This is a genomic window from Bradyrhizobium retamae, from assembly GCF_001440415.1.
GTDB classification, from domain to species: domain Bacteria; phylum Pseudomonadota; class Alphaproteobacteria; order Rhizobiales; family Xanthobacteraceae; genus Bradyrhizobium; species Bradyrhizobium retamae.
Window position 1 is genome coordinate 52869 of the sequence record NZ_LLYA01000203.1, and the last position, 21453, is coordinate 74321.

Here is a 21453-nt window from a genome sequence, read left to right on the forward strand (position 1 = left end):
GCCCCGGAATGACGGAGGCCGGTCAGTTCTCCGGCTTGCCTTCCCCACCGACAGTGGCGATGCGCACCATGTTGGTGGTGCCGGGGATGCGAAGCGGCACGCCGGCGACGATGATCACGCGCTGGCCTGCGTTGGCGAAGCCGTCACGAAACGCGATCGAGCCGGCGCGGTCGACCATGTCGTCCTGGTCGTGCGCATCTTCCGCCACCACGCAATGCACGCCCCAGACGACCGACAATTTGCGGCCGGTCGCAAGGTTCGGCGTGATCGCCACCACCGGCAGCTTCGGCCGCTCCCGGGCCACGCGGATCGCCGTGGAGCCCGATGAGGTCCAGCAGATGATCGCGGATAATTCCAGCGTCTCGGCGATCTGCCGCGCGGCGTCCGCGATGGCGTCGCCGACCGTATTCTCCGGTTCGGCCCGCTGCGCCGACAGTACCGAGCGATAGGTTGGATCGCGCTCCACCTCTTCGCCGATGCGATTCATGGTCGAAACCGCTTCGACCGGGAATTTGCCGGCGGCGGACTCCGCTGACAGCATGATGGCGTCGGCGCCTTCATAGACGGCGGTTGCGACGTCAGAGACTTCCGCGCGGGTCGGCACCGGCGCCTGGATCATCGATTCCAGCATCTGGGTTGCGATCACCACCGGCTTGCCGGCGCGGCGCGCCATCCGCGTCATCTGTTTCTGCAGGCTCGGCACTCGCTCCAGCGGCAGCTCGACGCCGAGGTCGCCGCGCGCCACCATCAGCGCGTCGGAAGCATCGATGATCTCGGCGAGCCGGTCGATCGCCTGCGGCTTTTCGATCTTGGCCATGACAGCGGCGCGGCCCCGGATCATCCGCTTGGCTTCATGGACGTCCTCGGCGCGCTGCACGAAGGAGAGCGCGATCCAGTCGACACCGGTCACCAGGGCTGCTTCGAGATCGGCCCGATCTTTCGGCGTCATCGCCGACACCGGCAGGTCGGTATCGGGCAGGCTGACGCCCTTGCGGTCCGACATCTTGCCGCCGATCACCACGCGCGTTACCGCGCGTTCGGAGGAGGTCTCCTCGGCGATCAGCCGCACCTTGCCGTCGTCGAGCAGCAGCGCATGGCCCGGCCGAAGGGCGGCGAGGATTTCCGGATGCGGCAACTGCACGCGGTTGTTGTCTCCCGGCGCTTTGTCGGAATCGAGTACAAAACTCTGGCCGTTCTTCAACTGGGTCGAACCTTCGGTGAACGCGCCGAGCCGCAGCTTCGGTCCCTGCAGGTCGACGAGGATACCGATCGGACGGCCGTAGCTGCTCTCGACGTTGCGGATGGTATTGACCAGCTCGCGCATCTTGTCGTGCGGCGTGTGGCTCATGTTAATGCGGAACACGTCCGCACCCGCCTCGAACAGCTTCCGGATCATCGCGCTGTCGGACGACGCCGGGCCGAGGGTTGCGAGAATCTTGATGCGACGGAGCCGTCTCATTGCTTCGGCGCCGGGGCTGGTGGCAGACCCGGTCCGCCCGGCGGATTCGACAGGCCGGGAACCCCGCCGGGCCCCCCCGGTCCCATCGTTCCTGGAATTCCCGGCACGCGCTGCGCGGGCTGCTCGTTGGCTTCTGTCAGTTGCACGGTCCACGCTCGCTGTTCGCCTGTATCGACCTCGAAGAACCCGGTGCGGTCATAGCCGCGCGCCAGGCAGTTCTCGGTGCCCTTGATGGTGAATTCCTTGTCACGCGAACACATGAAGGCCTGCCCCGACCATTCACCGCCGCGGTCATAGTCGAGCGCGTAGATGTAATAGTAGCGCGCAACAAGAGTTCCGCGCAGCAGTGTCTCGCAACTGCGTGACGACACGTTCCACCACCCTTCAGTGGTCCAGCCCTCGGCATCCTTGTAGCCCAGCGCGATGCCGACCCGGCTGGACGTGTTGTTGCAGAGCCGGAAATCGGCCGCCGCTGGACTGCTCCACAGACACGCCACCGCAAGCAGCGGCGCAAGGCCGGCGGCGGTCACGCGAGCGGGGAGGGGAAACAAGCAGCGCGAATCTTTTCCGATCATGCAGCGAAGCTATATCAAATCATTGACGATTTCGCGTGACCCGGCAGGGCCTGTCAACGGCCGGGAACGCCTTTCCCGCGCTATGGGAAACCGGGGCTCCTTGTGAGATCGCCAATTTTGCGCGCACATATGGCAAAATCTGTGACAATTCCCACCTGATATCAATATGCTCGGCACATGTGACGCGGGATCCAAGACCATGACGATTGACGACAAAACCAGAACAGAACTGGAAGCCGCCGTTTTCCGGCGCCTGGTCGGCCACCTGCGTGCTCGCACCGACGTCCAGAATATCGATCTGATGAATCTGGCCGGCTTCTGCCGTAACTGCCTGTCCAACTGGATGAAGGAAGAGGCCGACGCCAAAGGGGTCGCCGTCACCAAGGACGAGAGCCGCAAGGCGGTCTACGGCATGCCCTATGAGGAGTGGAAGGAAAAATATCAGGGCACCGCCACGCCCGAGCAGCTAGCCGCGGCAAAGAAGGTCCATCCCGGGCATTGAGTCCTATCGCGCCGTTCAACTTACACTAGTGAGCTGGTCATTCCGGGATGGTGCGCTAGCACCAGACCTCAGATGCGCAACTGCGCATCGGGGAATCTCGAGATTCTCAGGTGCGCAATTGCGCACCATGGTTCGATGCTTCGCATCGCCCGGGAAGGACGGCATGCCCCCTTCTCCTGTGGGCGCGCTGTGGATGAGCGCGATGCTGCCTTGACGCGAGGCCCCCCGATCTTGAGGGTCATCTGCGCAAAAGCGCCGTGCGGTAACGCGTGCGGCGCTTGATCTTCGAGCATCACGATCAGTTCCACTCAGGAGTACCCGATGGCCACCTCCGCCGCCGCCGTCCAGGACGAGCCCGCGACTAGATTCGCCAAAGACCAGCTCAAGGCCATCATCGAGCGCATCGAGCGTCTGGAAGAAGAGAAGAAGACGATCTCCGACGACATCCGTGACGTCTATGCCGAAGCCAAGGGCAACGGCTTCGACACCAAGGCGCTGCGCACCATCGTGCGGATGCGCAAGCAGGATGCCAACGAGCGCGCCGAGCAGGAAACCATTTTGGAAACCTACATGCAGGCGCTCGGGATGCTGTGAGTTTCCGCTGTCCCGGCCAAGCGAACGAAGTGAGCGCGAGCCGGGACCCCATAACCACAAATGGTAATGTTGTGCAAAGCTGGGGCCAAAGCCGGCTCTAACGCGCACGTTCGGATTATGGGTCCTCGCGTTCGCGAGGATGACGGCGAATTTTGCGGAAAGGGCGCCTAGCGCAGCGCGGCGGTGCGCAGCACGAACGACTGCGTCGGCAGTTGCGCGGTTGCCGATCCCGTGAAGCGATCGCAGGTCATGCCCATCATCGGATCTTCCGAGAAAGTCATGGAGACCGCGGCATGCGGCTTGACGAAGTGGGCGCGCATCTGGGTCATCTCGGTGTCGCCGAGCACGGTCGTCGACATCGCGCTGCTGGCACTCGGCGCCAGCATCACCACCCGCATCCAGATATTGTTGCCCTGCGCGGCGGCAAGGCGGGTCGAGGTGGCGACCATGCTGTCCTGACCCTGGGCGCCTTTGGCGACAACGGTGTTGATTTCGGTCGCTGCGGCGCCGGCGTTGCGTGCCGGGCGGGCAGGGCGCGGGATAGCCGCGGAGGCGGCAACGACGTTGGCGCGATCGACCGGCGAAGAAGCGGCCGGCGCATAGGCCATTGCCTTGTTGAACGCGTCGCTGACGCTGGCGGTCGGCTGCGGATCGGTGGCGGCGGCGAGCGCCTGGCGGGCGCGGAGAGCCGCGACCTGCGCCGGGGTCGCCTGGTTCGCCGCGGTCGGTACGTCGTCCCAGAAGCCGCGGGAGTTGATGATATCGGCCGGCGTTTGCGGCCTTGGCTCGGCCTTGTCGGCGGACGCCTGCGCAACCTGCTTTGTCTCAGGCTTGGGCTCGGCTCGAGCTTTGGGCGCCGACACGATCTGGGCGTCGGCCGAGGCGAGCTGGATCGTCGCACCGACCGGCTTTGCGCGCGGGGTCGGGACCGGTTCGGCGGATTTCACAGCAGCCACACTGGTCGGTGCGGGCTTCTCGTTCTTGACGGGGGCGCCGCCGCCCTCGTCATCCTCTTCAGTCGACTTGCCGCTCCTGAACAGCGCCGCGAACAGGTTCGGCATCTTGATGGTTGCGGCACTGTCGCCGTTGCCGCGGCGTTCGATGTCGGCTCGGGCCAGTTCATAGCCCTTCATCGGACCGCCATTGGACGGCAGGTGCACCGTGCGTCCGTCCGGGAATACCCTGGCAAGCTGATCGTGGGTCATGCGCGGCCAGTGACGAACGCTGCCAGTATCGAGGTGGACGAAAGGCGATCCGGAGGTCGGGTAGAAGCCGACGCCGCCGCGCTGCAAGCGGAGGCCGGCGGCGCGGATCTGCTCCAGCGGCACGTCCGGAATGTAGAAGTCCATGGCGTGGCCGAGCATGTGCTGGCTGAAACGCGCCACGCCGGAGGAGCGGCGGCGGAGCATGGAGTTGGTGGCGGGGGAGCGATAGGCGGAGATGATCTGGATCGGCTTCTTGCCGTCGACGTCGCGGTAGACTTCCCAGATGATATCGAACAGGTGCCGATCCATCGTGGTGGATTCTTGGCTGCGCCAGTCGCGGAGGAGGTGATTGAGCTTCTTCAGCGCCTCTTCGTCGTAGCGCCCGTCGCGCTTGAAGGTGACGGTGAGATCTTCGCCGGAATGGGTATGGTGGAAGGAGAGGGTGCGGGTTTCGTTCAGCGCCGTCGCATCATGCACCGTGCCGGCACCGGCCAGCAGCAAAAGCGACGTCAAGCCGATCCGACATCCGGCCTTTGGCAGAGCAAGCGGATTGAATTGGCGCGCGAAACCAGCCAGCACGTATGAGCCCACCCAGTCGACCAGCGTTCACGGTGTTTCTTTTGCAGACCCCCGGCAAAAGACGGTGAACGCTTTCTTAAAGCAGGAGGGTTAACCGAGGTTTACCGTCCTGCCCCCAAGCAAGCCTTAACCTAACGCGGGGACTGTGGCGAAAACGTGCCCGGTGTCGAATCCGGATGGATAGTAGTTAACGTAAACAATCTCTCCGGCGAGGAGAGATTGTTGATCATGTTCGGAAATTCTGCCTTCGGGCGGTAGTGCTCCGGATTACCGGGTGAACCGCGGTTGAGGTCGCCGGCCGATCGGTGCCGGCGGTGTCACGGTCGATGGACCGCCGAACAGGCGCTCGAAGAATGACGGGCCGGAGGAGAAAGTGTTGTCGCTGGCGAAGTTGACGCCGGCCGGCAGGCTCGAGCCGGACGGGCGCGAATAATTCGGTTGGGCATGGGAGACCATGACCTCCAGGTCCCGATTGCGGTTGTTCTTGAGCAGCGCGATCATCGTGGCGTCGCGGCCATAGACGTCCTTGCGAAACTGCAACTTGCCGGCGTCATCCACGAATGCGGTCTGGTAGGTGATGTGTACCGGTATCGGCGTCGGGAATTTCAGGTCGATCTCGCTGCGGCCGTACATGCTGCGGATTCTTTCCGGCGTGTAGCGGTCGTTCGGCATCACGATGCCGAGCAGAGTCGCGGCGTATTGGTCCGGGTTCTGCACCCGCATGCAGCCATGGCTGAACGCACGCTCTTCCTTTGCGAACAGATGCTTGTCCGGGGTGTCGTGCTGATAGACCAGAAACTTGTTCGGGAAGTTGAAGCGGATGCGGCCGAGCGCATTGGCTTCACCGGGCGGCTGCGAAATGTGGATGCTGCCGTCGCGGCGGCGCTCGAGCCTCAGACCCATGCGATCCAGCACGGTCGGATCCTGCTGCAGGGCCGGCAGATACTCGTTGTAGATGATCGACGGCGGTACGTTCCAGGTCGGGTTGACGGTGATGAACTTCATCGTCTCCGTCAGCATCGGCGTCGCATGTCTTCCCGGCTTTCCGGTCACCACGCGTGTGGTCCACACTGGGGCCCCGTTCTGCATCACTTTCAGCGTGAAGTCGGGCACATTGAGAATGACATAGGCATTGCCGAGCGAGGCCGCGCCGAGTTGACGCGGCAGCCAGCGCAGGCGCTCCATGTTGACGAGTACTACGTCGATCTGCCGGTCGCGCTTCGGGCTGTTGATCGCCTTCACCGTGCGGTCGTCGAGCACACCGGTCTGCTTGAGACCGACGCTCTCCTGGAATTTGCGTACGGCGGCAGCAACCTTGGCGTCGTAATGCGTGCCGTCGGGTTTTTCGGTGACACCGAGCTTGGCGCGCAGTTGCGGCACGCGCGGGTCTTCCGGCGCGACCTCACCCTGCTTCTTGGTGGCGGCCTTGTACGCCAGCGCCGGACCCTCGGCGATGTGGATCATCGGTCCGTCGCCCTGGCCGCGCAGCTCGGCGAGCTTGGCCTTAAGGTCCTTGTAAAGCTTGTGCGGCGGGTTGTAGCCGTCGAGCGCGGCGGAAGCGTCCTTGGCGGTCGAGATGTTGGCGAGCACTTCGGCCGGATCGGTCGGGTGCTCGGGATAGAGGATGTCGCCAGCGACCTGCGACCAGTGCATCCGGCCGCTCTGGGCCTGTCGCGCATAGTCGAGCATGCTCGCGGTCAGTTTCAGTTCGGCTTCGGCGAGCTGGTCCGGCGAGGTGGCGGCGGCAAAATCCGGAACCGGATAGTCGGCCGGATTGAGGCCTTCGGCGGCGGCGTCCTTCAGGCGGGCGATCACGCCCTTGCCGCTGTCGGTCAATTTGCCGGCTTGCGTCCATTGCGGCGCATAGTCCCGCGCCGAGTAGAACTTCTCGACGGCAGCGCGCTCGTTCTTGCGGTCGAAATCGCGCAGCGATTTGGCGCCGAGCATATCGCGCAACCGGTCGGCGACCGGCTGGTCGGCCGGTGCGACGGTGCTGACCTTCACCGGCTCCTTGGCGGGTTCGGGGGCGGGCGCGGTGGCTGTCGCAGCCGGAGGCGTGGTTGTGGCGGCGTCGCTCGGCTTGGCCGCTGGCGCGGTGACGTTCTCCGTCGGCTTGATATCCGTCTTGGGTTCAGCTGCCTTCGGGGCCGTCCCCGATTCGGCCGGCTTCTCTGTGGCCTTGGCCGCATCGGGCACTGCGCCGGTCGAGTCCATCTTGAAATCGCCGATGGTGGGAGGCGGAACGTTGGCGGGCTCGGGACGGGGAATGGCTGCGTCGATCGCGAGTTCGGCAGCACTGGCGCGCGGCGTATCCGACGGAGCCGCCAGTGCTGAGGTCACGGATACCGTGAGGAAGGTTGCCGCGACGGCCATCAGCACGCGGTCAAATCCTGCACGATTCGAACAGTCACGCATCGTCACACCCCCTTGGGCGAAACTGCCCCGGCATGGAACAGTCGTTGGCATTGTTCATAGCTTGCGCGGGAAAGCGCCGGCTTCGATCGGTTTTTCAGTCGTACGCCTGCACGTCAGGATTCAAACGCAGACGATACATGTGCCCCTTTCATGCAGCCAGCGCCATGCGGGACAACTCACGACAAACTGACCTCAAACTACCCGTTTGCATTCGGGTCACGCGGTTTTGCCACGCCACCCGCCATTTGTCTGTCACCGCCAAGCCACGGTTCAAAAGCTTCCGAACGACCGATGTCCTTGGTTTGCCACGATCTTTGCCACGCGGGCGCCGTAATCGCGTAAGCGCCGTTGCTTGCGTCTCAACTGGCGTCCTGCGCGCCGCCTTCGGCCGGGTCGCTGGCGGCAGCTTCGTCGAGCTTACGATAGAGCGTGGAACGACCGATCTTAAGCCGACGCGCGACTTCCGACATCTGGCCGCGATAATGCGAGATCGCGAAACGGATGATTTCGTTTTCCATGTCTTCGAGCGGCCGCACCTCGCCGGTGGCGGTCAGTATCGAAAGGCTGCCGGCAATGGCGAGCGGGGCAATTGGTATTTCGCTACCTGACACCATGGCAGGTGCCGTCGACGGCGCGACGACCAGCGGCTCGCTGTGCGTTAGCTGGCCGTCCGGCACGACCTGGCCGAGGACTTGCGGGAAATCAGACAGGCCGAGTTGATCGCTCTCGCTCATGACGACGGCGCGATACACCGTGTTTTCGAGTTGGCGGATGTTGCCGGGCCAATCGAGCTGCGCGAGATGGGTCACGGCCTCGCCGCTGATGCCGGTGATGGTGCGGTTCTCCTCGGCGGCAAAGCGCGCCAGGAAATGCCGCAACAGATACGGGATGTCTTCGCGCCGCATCCGCAGTGGCGGGATGGTCAGTGGCAGCACGTGCAGCCGGTAGAACAGGTCCTCGCGGAACGCGCCGCTCTTCACGAGGTCGAGCAGCTTGCGGTTGGTGGCGGAAATGATGCGGACGTCGACCTTCACCGGCTTGCGGCCCCCAACCGCCTCGACGGTTCCTTCCTGCAGCGCGCGCAAAAGCTTTACTTGCGCTGCCAGCGGGAGCTCGCCGACCTCGTCGAGAAACAGCGTGCCGCCGGAAGCTTCGACGAACTTGCCCATGTGGCGTTCGGTGGCGCCGGTGAAGGCACCCTTCTCATGGCCGAACAGGATTGATTCCACGAGATTGTCGGGAATGGCGCCGCAATTGACCGCGACGAAGGGCTTTGCCTTGCGTTCGCCGGAACCGTGAATGGCGCGGGCGAACAATTCCTTGCCGACGCCGGATTCGCCTTCGATCAGAACAGGAATGCTGGAAGCTGCCGCCTTCTGCGCGGTGTGCAGCACGGCTGCCATGGTTTCGCTGCGCGTGATGATGTCCGCAAAGGTCAGCCGTCCCTCGCGGCTGTGGCGGATGCGCTGCAATTCGCCCTTGAGCGCCGAGGTGTTGAGCGCGTTGCGCAGCGACACCTGCAGCCGTTCGAAGCCGACCGGCTTGACCACGAAATCCTGCGCGCCCGCGCGCATCGCCGAAACCACATTGTCGATGCCGCCATGCGCGGTCTGCACGATGACGGGGATGCTCAGGCCTGCTTCGCGCATTTTTGCGAGCACGCCGAGCCCGTCGAGACCGGGCATTACGAGGTCGAGCACGACCGCGTCGATCGCCTGCGCATCCGGAGCCGTCAGCAAGACCACGGCCGCATCGCCGCTATCGACGACCAGGGGCTCATAGCCGCACTTCTGCACCATGTTTTCAACCAAACGGCGCTGCACGGCGTCGTCGTCGGCAATCAAAATGGTGGCAGCCATGGCTCTCCCCGCACGCTACTGAATTGTACCGAATCGGGGCAAATTTCGCCGATGCCGATTAACGTTCTCTTAAACGTTGAAAACGGCCTTGTTGAGAAGCGGCTAGAGGTTGAGGTGCGGCCACACCTCGATCGCGCCGCGATAGCACATGTCGAGAGCCACATAGAGGATGATGGCGAGGCCGACATAGGCGATCCAGCGCTGCTTCTCCAGCAGGCGCGCGATGAAGTTGGCGGCAAGCCCCATCAGCGCGATGGAGAGCGCCAAGCCGAAGATCAGAATCATCGGATGCTCGCGCGCTGCGCCCGCGACGGCGAGCACGTTGTCGAGCGACATCGACACGTCGGCGAGCGTGATCTGCCAGATCGCCTGGCCAAGCGTCTTTTGATGACCCGCTGGGGCTGATGCATCGACCGTCCCGGCAGCCGACAGATCATTCAATTTCGGCTCATGATGATGCGATGAACGCAACTCGCGCCACATCTTCCAGCAAACCCAGAGCAGGAGAATGCCGCCGGCGAGCAGCAATCCAATGATCTGCAGCAATTGGACGGTGATGGAGGCGAAGCCGATCCGCAGGCCCGTGGCGGCCAATATGCCCACCACAATCGCCTTCCTGCGCTGGGCATCGGGCAGTCCAGCGGCTGCAAGCCCGATGACGATCGCATTGTCGCCGGCGAGCACCAGATCGATCATCACGACCTGGAAAAACGCTGTCAGGGCTTCTGAGGAGATCATTTCAAACATGCGGGCCACTCCGTGAATTGGTCCAATCCGACATCGCAGTTCGCTTGAACTGCCAGAGGGGCCCGGGCTTGGACACACTAGTTAGAAAGACGCAGTCAAACTGCGAAAAAACTCATCCCGTTATTCCGGTTAGGCAAAGAGCCTGACCAACTGGTCCGGCTCTATCAGAACGCAGAACACAGCGATGAGCTGCGCTCTCTTATTCAGATCAGGTGGTTCAGTAATCATGAAACGATCAAAATATCAAGACGTTCCCGCTGAGAGCTTCAATGCAAGGCTGCGCCGGAATCCCGGCAGTACCGAAAGGCCGGAGATTGGTTCAAGGAGCGCAGGGCGGATGCCGGTCGTCGTAGGCCGATCCTGGCGCGTGGCTGGCTCTGAACTTGCGCGTTCACCTCACAGGTCGAGAAGGATTCAGTCGCATTCCGATTGACAAGCGGAACTTGGTCCAACGAACTGGGTCTTGAACCGGCGGCGTTCGCTAGGCATCTGTTAACGTACTGCGAGCCGGAAATGCACCGGCTGCTGTTCGGAGCCGAAAGCACCGCCACGCGAATTTGATCGTCACGCAATTTGAAAGTATTCATGACTGCGAAATCTGCGACATCCCGAGCCAGCAAGACGTCCCGCAAAGCCGCAATGCGCAAGGTAGCCGCGGTCCGCAAGCCGAGCGCAGCCAAATCGAAAACCGGCAAGCTGCCGGAATGGAATCTGGCCGATCTCTATTCCGGCATCGATGCGCCCGAAGTCGCGCGCGATTTGCAGCAGATGGACGCAGACTGCGTCGCGTTTGAGGCCGACTATAAGGGCAAGCTGGCGGACGGCGTCGCCCGGGACGATGGCGGCCGCTGGCTCGCCGAAGCGGTCAGGCGCTACGAGGCGATTGACGATCTGGCCGGCCGGCTCGGCTCCTATGCTGGCCTCGTTCATGCCGGCGACAGCGTCGATCCCGTGATTTCCAAATTCTACGGCGACGTCTCCGAGCGGCTGACGGCGGCCTCGCTGCATCTGCTGTTCTTCGCGCTCGAACTCAACCGCATCGAAGACGCCGTGATCGAACGCGCGATGCAGACGCCCGAGCTCGCGCATTACCGGCCGTGGATCGAGGATCTGCGCAAGGACAAGCCGTATCAGCTCGAAGATCGCGTCGAGCAGTTGTTTCACGAAAAATCCCAGAGCGGCTATGCCGCCTGGAATCGGCTGTTCGACCAGACCATCTCCGGCCTGCGCTTCAAGGTCGGGACCAAGGCGCTCGCGATCGAGCCGACGCTCAATCTGCTGCAGGACCGCGCGCCGGAAAAGCGCAAGGCCGCCGCGCAGGCGCTGGCGAAAACGTTCAAGGATAATGAGCGGACCTTTGCCCTCGTCACCAACACGCTCGCCAAGGACAAGGAAATTTCCGATCGCTGGCGTGGCTTCCAGGACGTTGCGGATTCGCGCCACCTGAATAACCGCGTCGAACGCGAGGTCGTCGATGCGCTGGTCGGCTCGGTTCGCGCGGCCTATCCGCGGCTGTCGCACCGCTACTACAATCTGAAGGCCGGCTGGTTCAAAAAGAAGAAGCTGGCGCATTGGGACCGCAACGCGCCGCTGCCGTTCGCGGCGGCTGGCACGATCGCCTGGCCCGAGGCGCAGAAGATGGTGCTGACGGCCTATCGCGGCTTCTCCGCCGAGATGGCTGATATCGCGGAACGTTTCTTCACCGACCGCTGGATTGATGCGCCGGTGCGGCCGGGCAAGGTGCCGGGCGCGTTCTCGCACCCGACCACGCCCTCGGCGCATCCGTATGTGCTGATGAATTACCAGGGCAAGCCGCGCGACGTGATGACGCTGGCGCATGAGCTCGGCCATGGCGTGCACCAGGTGCTGGCGGCGAAGAACGGCGCGCTGATGGCGCCGACGCCGCTGACGCTTGCGGAGACGGCAAGCGTGTTCGGCGAAATGCTGACCTTCAAGCGGCTGCTGTCGCAGACCAAAAACGCCAAGCAGCGCCAGGCGCTGCTGGCCGGCAAGGTCGAGGACATGATCAACACCGTGGTGCGGCAGATCGCGTTCTATTCGTTCGAACGCGCCGTGCACACCGAGCGCAAGAACGGCGAACTGACCGCCGAGCGCATCGGCCAGATCTGGCTCAGCGTGCAGGGTGAAAGCCTCGGGCCGGCCATCGATATCCGTCCCGGCTACGAAAATTTCTGGATGTACATTCCGCACTTCATCCATTCGCCGTTCTACGTCTACGCCTATGCGTTCGGCGATTGCCTGGTGAACTCGCTTTACGCCGTCTACGAAAACGCCGCCGAGGGTTTCGCCGAGCGCTATCTCGCCATGCTCGCAGCCGGCGGCACCAAGCATTATTCCGAACTGCTCAAGCCGTTCGAGCTCGATGCCCGGGATCCCAAATTCTGGGACGGCGGGCTGTCGGTCATCGCAGGCATGATCGACGAACTGGAAGCGATGGGCTGACCGGGGCGCCGGCGGCCACCAAACGGATTTGTGATGGGCCGCGGACACAATTTTTGCCGCCGTCGCCCTACATGATGTCGGTGACGACAGAAGGGGAGTGCCCCATGATCGACACCCCGACGCGGCGCGTTGTACTTGGAGCGGGCGTCTTCGCAGCCGGTTCGCTGCTCATGGTCGATGGCAGCATGGCTCAGGCCCCGCTTGCACCCACGCCGGAATGCCACGATGGCGAGGCGGCAACGCTGCCGCAAACCGAAGGGCCATTTTTCAAGCCATCATCGCCTGAGCGGATCGAACTGCTCGAAGAAGGCATGGCCGGGCAGCCGATCGAACTGGTCGGCTTCGTTCTTACCCGTGCCTGCAAACCGATCGCCGGAGCCTTGCTGGATTTCTGGCAGGCCGACGACAAGGGCCGATATGACAATTACGGTTTTCGCTTGCGCGGTCACCAGTTCTCCGATGCGGAAGGGCGCTACCGGTTGCGCAGCATCGTGCCCGGTGCCTATGTCGGCCGCACACGCCATATCCACGTGAAGGTGCAGCCGCGCGGCGGCCGCGTGCTGACCGCTCAGCTCTATTTCCCAGGCGAAGCGCTGAACCGCACTGACGGCCTGTTTCGCAAGGAATTGCTGGTGCGCACGGCCAAGAACGCCGGCTGGCTCGCCGGGCGCTTCGATTTCGTGGTCGGATAGAGCATTTTCAGGCGAAGCCGGTACCGGTTCGCGCGAACAAAGCGCGTCAACCGAGCGACGGCTCACCTTCGGCCGGAGGCAGTAGGCCCAATGAGGATGGGCCGTAAAACATTTGTTGAACCGGCTAATGGCGCATGTTATACATATTGTATAACGGAGCCTAACATGAATAAAACCCCTCCCGGCAAGAACGGGGCCTCTCGCGAATACAAGCTGGAGGACACCGCCCTTCAAATTCGGAAGATTGGCAATTCGGTTGGTGTGATCCTGCCGAAAGAGCTTCTTGCCCGGCTCAATCTCAAGGAGGGAGACAAGTTCTATCCGGTCGAGCACCCGGATGGCAGTCTGCGGCTTTCGCCCTTTAATCCCAAGCATGCGCGGACCATGGAAATCGCCCGCCAGGTCATGCACGAATATCGCGACACGTTTGCCGCGCTTGCAAAATGAGCGAACCCATCCGGCTCGATGTCGACGAAGTCATCGACATGCATGCCGAGCAACTGGCGATATTCGGCGGACCGGAAGGCATTCGAGACCGTGGCCTTCTCGAGTCGGCGATTTTGCAGCCAGTGAACCAATGGAATTGCGGGCAGACCGATATGGCAGCGCTCGCCGCAGCCTATGCGTTCGGTCTTGCCCGTAACCATGCGTTCGCGGACGGCAACAAACGCATCGCGTTCCACGCCATGATGGTTTTCCTGCGCGTCAATGACATACACTTTGCGCCCGACCCGGCGCATGCGACGGCCATCATCCTCTCCCTCGCCGCAGGCGAGGTCAGCGAAGAAAGCCTGGCCCGCTGGATCCGGGATAATTGGCCTTCCGAATGACCCGATAGGCAAGGGGCCGTTGCCCTCCCAAACGCTTTGCGGTAATTGCACGCGAGAAACGCGGATTTTGACTGAGGATACCGATGGCAGACCATAACGAAGTGGCCTACACGACCGCTGACGGCAACGACTATCAGGCCCATGAGCAGACCTATGAAGGGTTCATCATGTTGGTCAAATACGGCACCATCGCCGTCGTAATCATTGTCGCCCTGATGGGCTATTTCCTGACCTGACGCGTCGTGCCTGCACCGCCGGCCCCGGCGGTGGCCAGAAAATTCGCACGCATGCCGGTTGCGAAACCGGTATCCAACTAAGCGAAAAAAACGCTAGTTTGCTTGCGCGCGCCCGCCGCGCCGGGGAGGCCTCATGAAAATTGCCGTTGCCAAGGAAATCGATCCGTCCGAACCGCGGGTTGCCGCTTCCCCGGACACAATCAAGAAGTTCAAGGCGCTGGGCGCCGAAGTTGCGATCGAACCGGGTGCGGGCATCAAGTCGGGCCTGCCGGATTCCGAATTCACCGCCGTCGGCGCCACCGTCAGCGCGGACGCGTTGAAGGACGCCGACATCATCATCAAGGTGAAACGGCCGGAGGCCTCAGAACTCGCCAAGTACAAGCGCGGCGCGCTGGTCATCGCCATCATGGACCCTTACGGCAATGAGGCGGCGCTGAAGACGATCGCGGATGCCGGCGTCTCGGCGTTTGCGATGGAGCTGATGCCGCGCATTACCCGCGCACAAGTCATGGACGTTCTGTCCTCGCAGGCAAATCTCGCCGGCTATCGCGCGGTGATCGAGGCGGCCGAGTCCTTTGGCCGCGCGTTCCCGATGATGATGACGGCGGCCGGCACCGTGCCGGCGGCGAAGGTATTCGTGATGGGCGTCGGCGTCGCCGGCCTGCAGGCAATCGCGACCGCGCGCCGGCTCGGTGCCGTCGTTACTGCAACCGACGTGCGTCCGGCCACCAAAGAGCAGGTCGAATCGCTCGGCGCCAAATTCCTCGCGGTCGAGGACGAAGAGTTCAAGAACGCCCAGACCGCCGGTGGCTACGCCAAGGAAATGTCGAAAGAGTATCAGGCAAAGCAGGCCGCACTCACCGCCGAGCACGTCAAGAAGCAGGACATCGTGATCACGACCGCGCTGATCCCGGGCCGCCCCGCGCCAAGGCTAGTCAGCGCCGAGATGGTCAAATCGATGAAGCCGGGTTCGGTGCTGGTCGATCTCGCCGTCGAGCGCGGTGGCAACGTCGAAGGCGCGAAGGCGGGCGAGGTCGTCGATCTCGATGGCATCAAGATCGTCGGCTACACCAATGTCGCCGGCCGCGTGGCGCAATCGGCCTCGAGCCTTTACGCCCGCAACCTATTCTCGTTCATCGAGACGCTGGTCGACAAGGCGAACAAGGCGCTCGCGGTCAATTGGGAAGACGAACTGGTGAAAGCCACCGCGCTGACCAAGGACGGCGCCGTCATCCATCCGAACTTCCAGCCGAAAGCCTAAGGAGAGAAGCCATGGAGCATGTCGCCCAAGTCGTCGACCCCTTCGTATTTCGGCTGTCGATTTTTGTCCTCGCCGTCTTCGTCGGCTACTTCGTGGTCTGGTCGGTGACGCCGGCGCTGCATACGCCTTTGATGTCGGTGACCAATGCGATCTCCTCCGTGATCGTGGTCGGCGCGCTGCTCGCGGTCGGCGTGCCGATGATCTCGAGCGGCAGCGGCTGGGCGCGCGGCTTCGGCTTCGTCGCGCTGATCTTCGCCTGCGTGAACATATTCGGCGGCTTCCTTGTCACCCAGCGCATGCTGGCGATGTACAAGAAGAAGGTGAAGTGAGTGGCGTGCACCTCGTGGTGACAAAGTCAAATGGGGACCTGAGATGAACGCCAATCTGGCAGCAGTTCTTTATCTCGTGGCGGGTGTGCTGTTCATCCTGTCGCTGCGCGGACTGTCCAGCCCCGCGACGTCACGCCAGGGCAATCTGTTCGGCATGATCGGCATGGCGATCGCGATTGGCACGACGCTCGCGAGCCATCCGCCGGCGGACGGCGTGGCTTGGCTACTGGTCGTGCTCGGCATCGCCATTGGCGGCGGCATCGGCGCTGTCATCGCGCGGCGCGTGCCGATGACCTCGATGCCGGAACTGGTCGCAGCCTTCCACTCGCTGGTCGGCATGGCCGCGGTGCTGGTCGCCGCCGGCGCGTTCTACGCGCCCGAAGCCTTCGATATCGGCAAGCCCGGCGCCATTCACGCCTCCAGCCTGGTCGAAATGTCGCTCGGCGTCGCGATCGGCGCGCTGACCTTCACCGGTTCGGTGATCGCGTTTCTGAAGCTTTCCGCGCGCATGAGCGGCGCGCCGATCATCCTGCCCGGCCGGCACATCATCAACATCGCGCTCGCGTTGGCGCTGGTGTTCTTCATTTTCGGCCTGGTCCGGTCCGGCAGCGCGATCGACTTCTGGCTGATCACGATCATCGCGCTGGTGCTCGGCGTGCTCATGATCATCCCGATCGGTGGCGCCGATATGCCGGTCGTGATCTCGATGCTGAACTCCTATTCGGGGTGGGCCGCGGCCGGCATCGGATTTACGCTCGGCAATTCCGCGCTGATCATCACCGGCGCGCTGGTCGGCTCCTCGGGCGCGATCCTGTCCTACATCATGTGCCACGCGATGAACCGCTCGTTCATCTCGGTCATCCTTGGCGGCTTCGGCGGCGAAACGGCGGTCGCGGGCGGCGGCTCCGGCGAACAGAAGCCCGCCAAGCTCGGCTCGGCCGACGACGCCGCCTTCATCATGAAGAACGCCTCCAAGGTCATCATCGTGCCCGGCTACGGCATGGCAGTGGCACAGGCCCAGCACGCGCTGCGCGAAATGGCCGACGTTTTGAAGAAGGAAGGCGTCGAGGTGAAGTACGCCATTCACCCGGTCGCGGGCCGCATGCCCGGCCACATGAACGTGCTGCTCGCCGAAGCCAATGTGCCCTATGACGAGGTGTTCGAGCTCGAGGACATCAACTCCGAATTCGCCCAGGCCGACATCGCCTTCGTGATCGGCGCCAATGACGTCACCAACCCGGCGGCGGAAGAAGACAAGACCTCGCCGATCTACGGTATGCCGGTGCTGCAGGTCTGGAAGGCCGGCACCGTGATGTTCATCAAGCGCTCGCTGGCATCGGGCTATGCCGGCATCGACAATCCGCTGTTCTACCGCGACAACACCATGATGCTGCTCGGTGACGCCAAGAAGGTCACCGAGAACATCGTCAAGGGGATGTAACGCGATCGCAGGAAATTCATGACCGGGCTGAAATGGCTACTGATCATCGTTTCGGCGGGTTATATCTGTGGTCTGCTCGCGATGTTCTTCGCGCAGCGCGCCGTGCTATTTCCTGCCCCGACAAGCGTGCGCACGCCGCCGCAAGCGGCTGGCTTTCCCGAAGCAGAAGAACATGTCCTGGCCACAGCCGACGGTGAGAAGGTCATCGTCTGGCATGTTCCGGCCAAGCCGGGGCGTCCGGTCGTCCTCTACTTCCACGGCAATGGCGATTATCTCGCTGGCTTCTTCGGCCGGTTTCGCGGCCTGATCGCCGACGGGACAGGAATCGTCGCGCTCTCCTATCGCGGCTATGCCGGCTCGAGCGGGCAGCCGAGCGAGCAGGGACTGCTGCAGGATGCCGCGGCGGCCTATGCTTTCACGGCAGCGCGATACAGCGCGGACAGAATCGTTGCGTGGGGATTCTCGCTTGGCACCGGCGTCGCAGTTGCGCTGGCGGGCGAGCAGCCGGTCGGAAAGCTGATCCTGGAATCGCCTTTTACTTCCATTGTGGACGTCGCCGCGTCCGCGTTCTGGTTCGCGCCGGTGCGGCTGTTGATGCGCGATCAATTCCACTCCGACCGGCGCATCGGCCGGATCAGGGTTCCGCTGCTCATGATGCATGGCGCGCTCGATCCCACGATACCCGTCGCCTTTGGCGAACGGCTGTTCGCGCTGGCGAACGAGCCGAAACGGTTTGTCCGCCTTGCCAGGGGAGGGCATAACGATCTCGATAATTTCGGCGCGATTGAAATCGCGCGGAATTTTATCAACCTTGCGCAGGGATGGTCGCAGCATGGACGGGCGTATCTTCCGTCCACAAACCGGTTGGGAACTTGACCGCATGAGCGCACATGGGTCGATGCCGCGATCCGCCTGGACATTCCCGGCGCTGGCAATTCTGCTGTTTGGCGCGGCCACCGGCCTTGAGCTCAGCTTTACTCCCTCAGTTGGTGGGTTTTTGTTCGCGGCCACGCTGCTGGTGATCCTGTTCGGTACCGTGTTCGCAGCCGTGCATCATGCCGAGGTGATCGCCGAGCGGATCGGCGAGCCTTACGGCACGCTATTGTTGACGCTCGCCGTCACCATCATCGAAGTCGCGCTGATCGCCACCATCATGCTCGGCGAAAAGCCGCAGCCGGCGCTGGCGCGCGACACCGTGTTTGCGGTGGTGATGATCGTGTGCAACGGCCTGGTGGGCCTGTGTATCTTCATCGGGGGCCTGCGCTACCGCGAGCAGGATTTCCAAGTCTCCGGCGCCAACCTTTATCTCAGCATGCTGTTCGTGCTGTCGACCATTACGCTGATCATGCCCAATTATACGCTGACGGCGCCGGGGCCGATCTATTCGGCGGCACAGCTTGGCTTTGTGGATCTGGTCACGCTCATGCTCTACGGCGTGTTCCTCTATACCCAGACGATCCGGCACAGTGATTATTTCATCAAGGGCGGCGACGGTGCCGCCACCGAAACGTCATCCCTGTCGAACCGGATGCTGGCGCTCAGCATCGCGCTGCTGCTTATCTCCCTACTCGCCGTGGTGCTTCTAGCCAAGAAATTTTCGGTGGTGGTCGATGTCGTGACCGCGATGATCGGCGCCCCACCGGCGTTCGCCGGCGTGCTGGTCGCGATCCTCATCCTGCTCCCGGAGGGGGTCACCGCTTTCGCAGCGGCGCGCAACAACGATCTGCAGAAGAGCATCAATCTCGCGCTCGGATCATCGCTGGCGACCATCGGGCTAACTATTCCCGCCGTCGGCCTGGCCACGTACGTGCTCGACAAGGAGCTCGTGCTTGGGCTCGACGGTCAGGGCATGGTGTTGCTGCTGCTCACATTCTTCCTGAGCATTCTCACCTTCGGCACCGGCCGCACCAACATCCTGTTCGGGCTGGTCCACATGGTGGTGTTTGCCGTGTTCGTGTTTATGGTGTTCGTGCCGTAATCGGAGAAGAATGAAATGCTTGCCGCCAAGTCCGATGTTCAGGTCGACACATCAGAAGTCCGCGTTACCGAGTGGCGGCTGGCGCCGGGCAGCGCCACCGGCCACCACACCCATGAAATGGATTACGTGATCGTGCCGGTGACCTCGGGCGAGATGACCATCGTCGCGCCGAACGGCGAACGCACCAAGGCGCAGCTCGCCTCCGGCAAATCCTATTTCCGGAAGGCCGGGGTCCAGCACGACGTGCTGAACGAGACCGCAAGCGAGATTGTGTTTCTGGAGGTCGAGCTGAAGCCCTGACCGCTCCACCTCGGTTTTCAGGTTTGCTTCCCCGGGCAGGGACCACCCGTTGTGCGTGCCGCGCTGCGGCCTGGAGAAGCAGGCAGTTTTGATCGACTCTAGCCTGTTTCGCTGGGCCTGCACGGGAACTGCTGAATTGCCACCGATCTGTCGCAGTTGATCCCTCAATGTGCCTCAAAGTTCCGGCAATTGGAGGACCGCGGGGAGTGGCCGGAATGCTGAATTACGTGAAGAAATTTGCGGTGGACATCTTCCCTTCGGTGGCCGCGACGGTCATCGGGGCGTACATCGTCAACCACTACATCGTGACCAAGCCCAGCGCGGACGCTCCCGCGGCGGCGTCGTCGGCCGCCAATCCCGGCAAGGCTGAAGCCAGTTCCGGTGCCAGGACGTCCGATTCCAAGACTTCCGATGCCAAGACGTCCGAGACCACGGCCAGCGTGAGCAACCTTCCGGCCGCAGGCGTCAAAGCGAGGGGTATCTCCGAGAAGGCCATCATGGAGAAGACCGCTGCCGAACGGGCGGCGGTGGCTGATAAGGCCCAAGCGAAAGCCGAAGAAAAGTCCGAAGCGAAGGCTGACGCCAAAGCCGATGCCAAATCTTCAGATGCCAAATCCTCCGACTCCAAGTCTTCCGATCCTAAGTCCGACGTAAAATCAGCCGAGAACCCGGCCGACGCCGCCAGCAATCCGGCCGACCAGCGCCGTCATGCAGCGCTGCCGCGTGAAAAGGAAAAGATCAGGGTCGTGCTGCCGTCGCCCGTGCAGCCTGTGGCGTCCCAGGCCACTCCGGTTGCGGCGGCTGCGCCCCCGGTCGAGACTGCGGTTACTCCGGATGAACGGCGCGATGCCAACGATCTGGCGCGCGCCGCGATTGAACGCCTGCGCGCCAACGGCGAAACGTCTCCGCGCGCCCCCGAGACGGCCCGCGCGCCCGAAGCACCCAGGGTCGCAAATGCGCCTGCTGCCGTGAATGCGCCCGCGCTTCGTCCGCTGCCGCCGCCGGTCATGGTCTCAGGCTCTCCCGCTGGGGAACCCAATGGTCAGGTTTCGCCGCAGGCACGGCCGCCTTATGCTGAGGCCACCGACCCGAACCGCCCAGTCCCGCCGGCCGAAATTCCGGTCTCGCGGCCGCTCGATCTGCGTGCCGAAGTTACCGAGCCTTCCGTCCGCGAACGCGCCACGGCGGCTGCCGAGGACGCGCTGTCGACCGCCAAGTCGATCTTCCACGCGGTGCTGCCGAAATAGTCTGCGGTCTTCGACAGAAAGCCTCTAGCCGCCGGTACGCGCGAGCCCGCTTCGGGCGGCGTCGTCCTTGGGGCGGAGCGCGAGCGCACGGCCGTAGGATGTGAACGCCTTGGCCTTGTCGCCCAGGCGCTCATAGGTGACGCCGCGTGCCGACCAGGCTTGCGCGCTGTTGGGATCGGCCTGCACCGCTTCGTCCAGATCGGAAGCAGCTTCCTTTGTCTTGTCGATGGCAAGATAGCTGCTCGCCCGCGCCAGCAGCGGCTCGACCCGTTGCGGCGTCAGGCCATTGGCCGCTGTGAAATCTGCGATCGCCTGCTCATGCTGCTTGTCGGCCTGATAGATCAGGCCGCGGCCGTACAGGGCCTGCACGTTGTAGGGATCGAGTACGAGCGCGCGGTCGAATTCCGCGAGCGCTTCCTCGGCCTTGCCGGATTTGGCGAGCGTCTGGCCGCGTGTTGCGTGGCTCTGGGCATCGCTGACGCTTTGCCCGCTGATCGTGCCGGTCGGTTTCTGTTCGACGGCCTGCGGCTTTTCCTTGTCCGATCCCCACGATCCCAAGTCGAACGAACAGCCGCCGAGGGGCAGGCCGAGAACAATCGCGAGCAGCACGATGGATGCGGCCGTGAAGCGCGAAGCGCAGGGAAGTGTATTGCGGTCGGTAACGGCCATGCGGCGGAATACTCGCGCGTCGAACAGGGCATAGGTAACCCGATGGCTCGCAAAATGCATCGGTCAAAATGG

Annotated in this window: 21 protein-coding genes; 14 read left to right on the forward strand and 7 right to left on the reverse strand. The window is 63.1% G+C overall.

The annotated features are described in order from the left end of the window. Positions 1-22 precede the first annotated feature (22 nt). Both pyk and CQ13_RS34855 read right to left on the reverse strand, forming a co-directional pair. Positions 23-1459 carry a pyruvate kinase gene (gene pyk / locus CQ13_RS34850; protein WP_057847306.1) on the reverse strand — a complete coding sequence of 479 codons (1437 nt, stop codon included), beginning with the start codon at positions 1457-1459 and terminating at the stop codon, positions 23-25. Continuing rightward, complete coding sequence (locus CQ13_RS34855; protein ID WP_057847307.1) at positions 1456-2034, reverse strand: DUF1036 domain-containing protein; 579 nt, start codon at positions 2032-2034, stop codon at positions 1456-1458. The genes pyk and CQ13_RS34855 overlap by 4 nt, the downstream gene beginning before the upstream one ends. Before the next feature lie 199 nt (positions 2035-2233). On the opposite strand from CQ13_RS34855, the gene CQ13_RS34860 reads away from it, so the two are divergent. Further along, a complete protein-coding gene (locus CQ13_RS34860; RefSeq protein ID WP_057847471.1) occupies positions 2234-2536 on the forward strand; it encodes a DUF1244 domain-containing protein in 303 nt (100 codons plus the stop codon). A 321-nt stretch (positions 2537-2857) separates the two neighbouring features. Further along, the gene (locus CQ13_RS34865) at positions 2858-3130 is read left to right on the forward strand and encodes a DUF2312 domain-containing protein (RefSeq protein WP_057847308.1); all 273 of its coding nucleotides are present in this window, start codon (positions 2858-2860) and stop codon (positions 3128-3130) included. Between the two features lie 167 nt (positions 3131-3297). Here CQ13_RS34865 and mepK read toward each other — a convergent pair whose 3' ends face one another. From mepK to CQ13_RS34885, 4 genes are all read right to left on the reverse strand, one after another. Beyond that, positions 3298-4926: a peptidoglycan L,D-endopeptidase MepK gene (gene mepK / locus CQ13_RS34870; protein WP_057847309.1), complete on the reverse strand. Its 1629-nt coding sequence runs from the start codon at positions 4924-4926 to the stop codon at positions 3298-3300. Between the two features lie 255 nt (positions 4927-5181). Beyond that, positions 5182-7329 (reverse strand): L,D-transpeptidase family protein, encoded by a 2148-nt coding sequence (locus CQ13_RS34875; RefSeq protein ID WP_057847310.1) that lies wholly within the window; start codon positions 7327-7329, stop codon positions 5182-5184. Between the two features lie 359 nt (positions 7330-7688). Next, on the reverse strand, positions 7689-9188 hold the full coding sequence (locus tag CQ13_RS34880; protein WP_057847311.1) for a sigma-54-dependent transcriptional regulator: 1500 nt from the start codon (positions 9186-9188) through the stop codon (positions 7689-7691). Positions 9189-9290: 102 nt separating this feature from the next. Beyond that, on the reverse strand, positions 9291-9935 hold the full coding sequence (locus tag CQ13_RS34885; protein WP_057847312.1) for a TerC family protein: 645 nt from the start codon (positions 9933-9935) through the stop codon (positions 9291-9293). A 585-nt stretch (positions 9936-10520) separates the two neighbouring features. Between CQ13_RS34885 and CQ13_RS34890 the strand changes: the two genes are divergently transcribed. The 12 genes from CQ13_RS34890 (at position 10521) to CQ13_RS34945 (ending at position 20712) form a co-directional block, all read left to right on the forward strand. Beyond that, positions 10521-12398, forward strand: coding sequence for a M3 family oligoendopeptidase (locus CQ13_RS34890; protein ID WP_057847313.1), 1878 nt, complete (start codon positions 10521-10523; stop codon positions 12396-12398). A gap of 104 nt (positions 12399-12502) precedes the next feature. After that, a complete protein-coding gene (locus CQ13_RS34895) occupies positions 12503-13090 on the forward strand; it encodes a dioxygenase family protein (RefSeq protein ID WP_057847472.1) in 588 nt (195 codons plus the stop codon). A 165-nt stretch (positions 13091-13255) separates the two neighbouring features. Further along, entirely contained in the window at positions 13256-13537 is a 282-nt protein-coding gene (locus CQ13_RS34900) for an AbrB/MazE/SpoVT family DNA-binding domain-containing protein (protein WP_082637832.1), read from the forward strand. Beyond that, positions 13534-13920 (forward strand): type II toxin-antitoxin system death-on-curing family toxin, encoded by a 387-nt coding sequence (locus CQ13_RS34905; protein WP_057847314.1) that lies wholly within the window; start codon positions 13534-13536, stop codon positions 13918-13920. Before CQ13_RS34900 ends, CQ13_RS34905 begins: the two co-directional genes overlap by 4 nt. An 83-nt stretch (positions 13921-14003) precedes the next feature. Further along, positions 14004-14156, forward strand: a complete 153-nt coding sequence (locus CQ13_RS34910; protein WP_057847315.1) for an aa3-type cytochrome c oxidase subunit IV — start codon at positions 14004-14006, stop codon at positions 14154-14156. Positions 14157-14289: 133 nt separating this feature from the next. Further along, positions 14290-15417 (forward strand): Re/Si-specific NAD(P)(+) transhydrogenase subunit alpha, encoded by a 1128-nt coding sequence (locus CQ13_RS34915; RefSeq protein WP_057847316.1) that lies wholly within the window; start codon positions 14290-14292, stop codon positions 15415-15417. 11 nt (positions 15418-15428) lie between these two features. Beyond that, the gene (locus CQ13_RS34920; RefSeq protein WP_057847317.1) at positions 15429-15746 is read left to right on the forward strand and encodes a proton-translocating transhydrogenase family protein; all 318 of its coding nucleotides are present in this window, start codon (positions 15429-15431) and stop codon (positions 15744-15746) included. Between the two features lie 43 nt (positions 15747-15789). Next, positions 15790-17187 carry an NAD(P)(+) transhydrogenase (Re/Si-specific) subunit beta gene (locus tag CQ13_RS34925; protein WP_057847318.1) on the forward strand — a complete coding sequence of 466 codons (1398 nt, stop codon included), beginning with the start codon at positions 15790-15792 and terminating at the stop codon, positions 17185-17187. 18 nt (positions 17188-17205) lie between these two features. Then, positions 17206-18063: an alpha/beta hydrolase gene (locus CQ13_RS34930; RefSeq protein WP_057847319.1), complete on the forward strand. Its 858-nt coding sequence runs from the start codon at positions 17206-17208 to the stop codon at positions 18061-18063. A gap of 4 nt (positions 18064-18067) precedes the next feature. Further along, positions 18068-19165, forward strand: a complete 1098-nt coding sequence (locus tag CQ13_RS34935; protein WP_057847320.1) for a calcium:cation antiporter — start codon at positions 18068-18070, stop codon at positions 19163-19165. 15 nt (positions 19166-19180) lie between these two features. Continuing rightward, on the forward strand, positions 19181-19465 hold the full coding sequence (locus CQ13_RS34940; RefSeq protein WP_057847321.1) for a cupin domain-containing protein: 285 nt from the start codon (positions 19181-19183) through the stop codon (positions 19463-19465). A 215-nt stretch (positions 19466-19680) separates the two neighbouring features. Then, positions 19681-20712: a hypothetical protein gene (locus CQ13_RS34945; protein ID WP_057847322.1), complete on the forward strand. Its 1032-nt coding sequence runs from the start codon at positions 19681-19683 to the stop codon at positions 20710-20712. Between the two features lie 24 nt (positions 20713-20736). Here CQ13_RS34945 and CQ13_RS34950 read toward each other — a convergent pair whose 3' ends face one another. Beyond that, on the reverse strand, positions 20737-21441 hold the full coding sequence (locus tag CQ13_RS34950; RefSeq protein ID WP_245309531.1) for a tetratricopeptide repeat protein: 705 nt from the start codon (positions 21439-21441) through the stop codon (positions 20737-20739). Positions 21442-21453 lie beyond the last annotated feature (12 nt).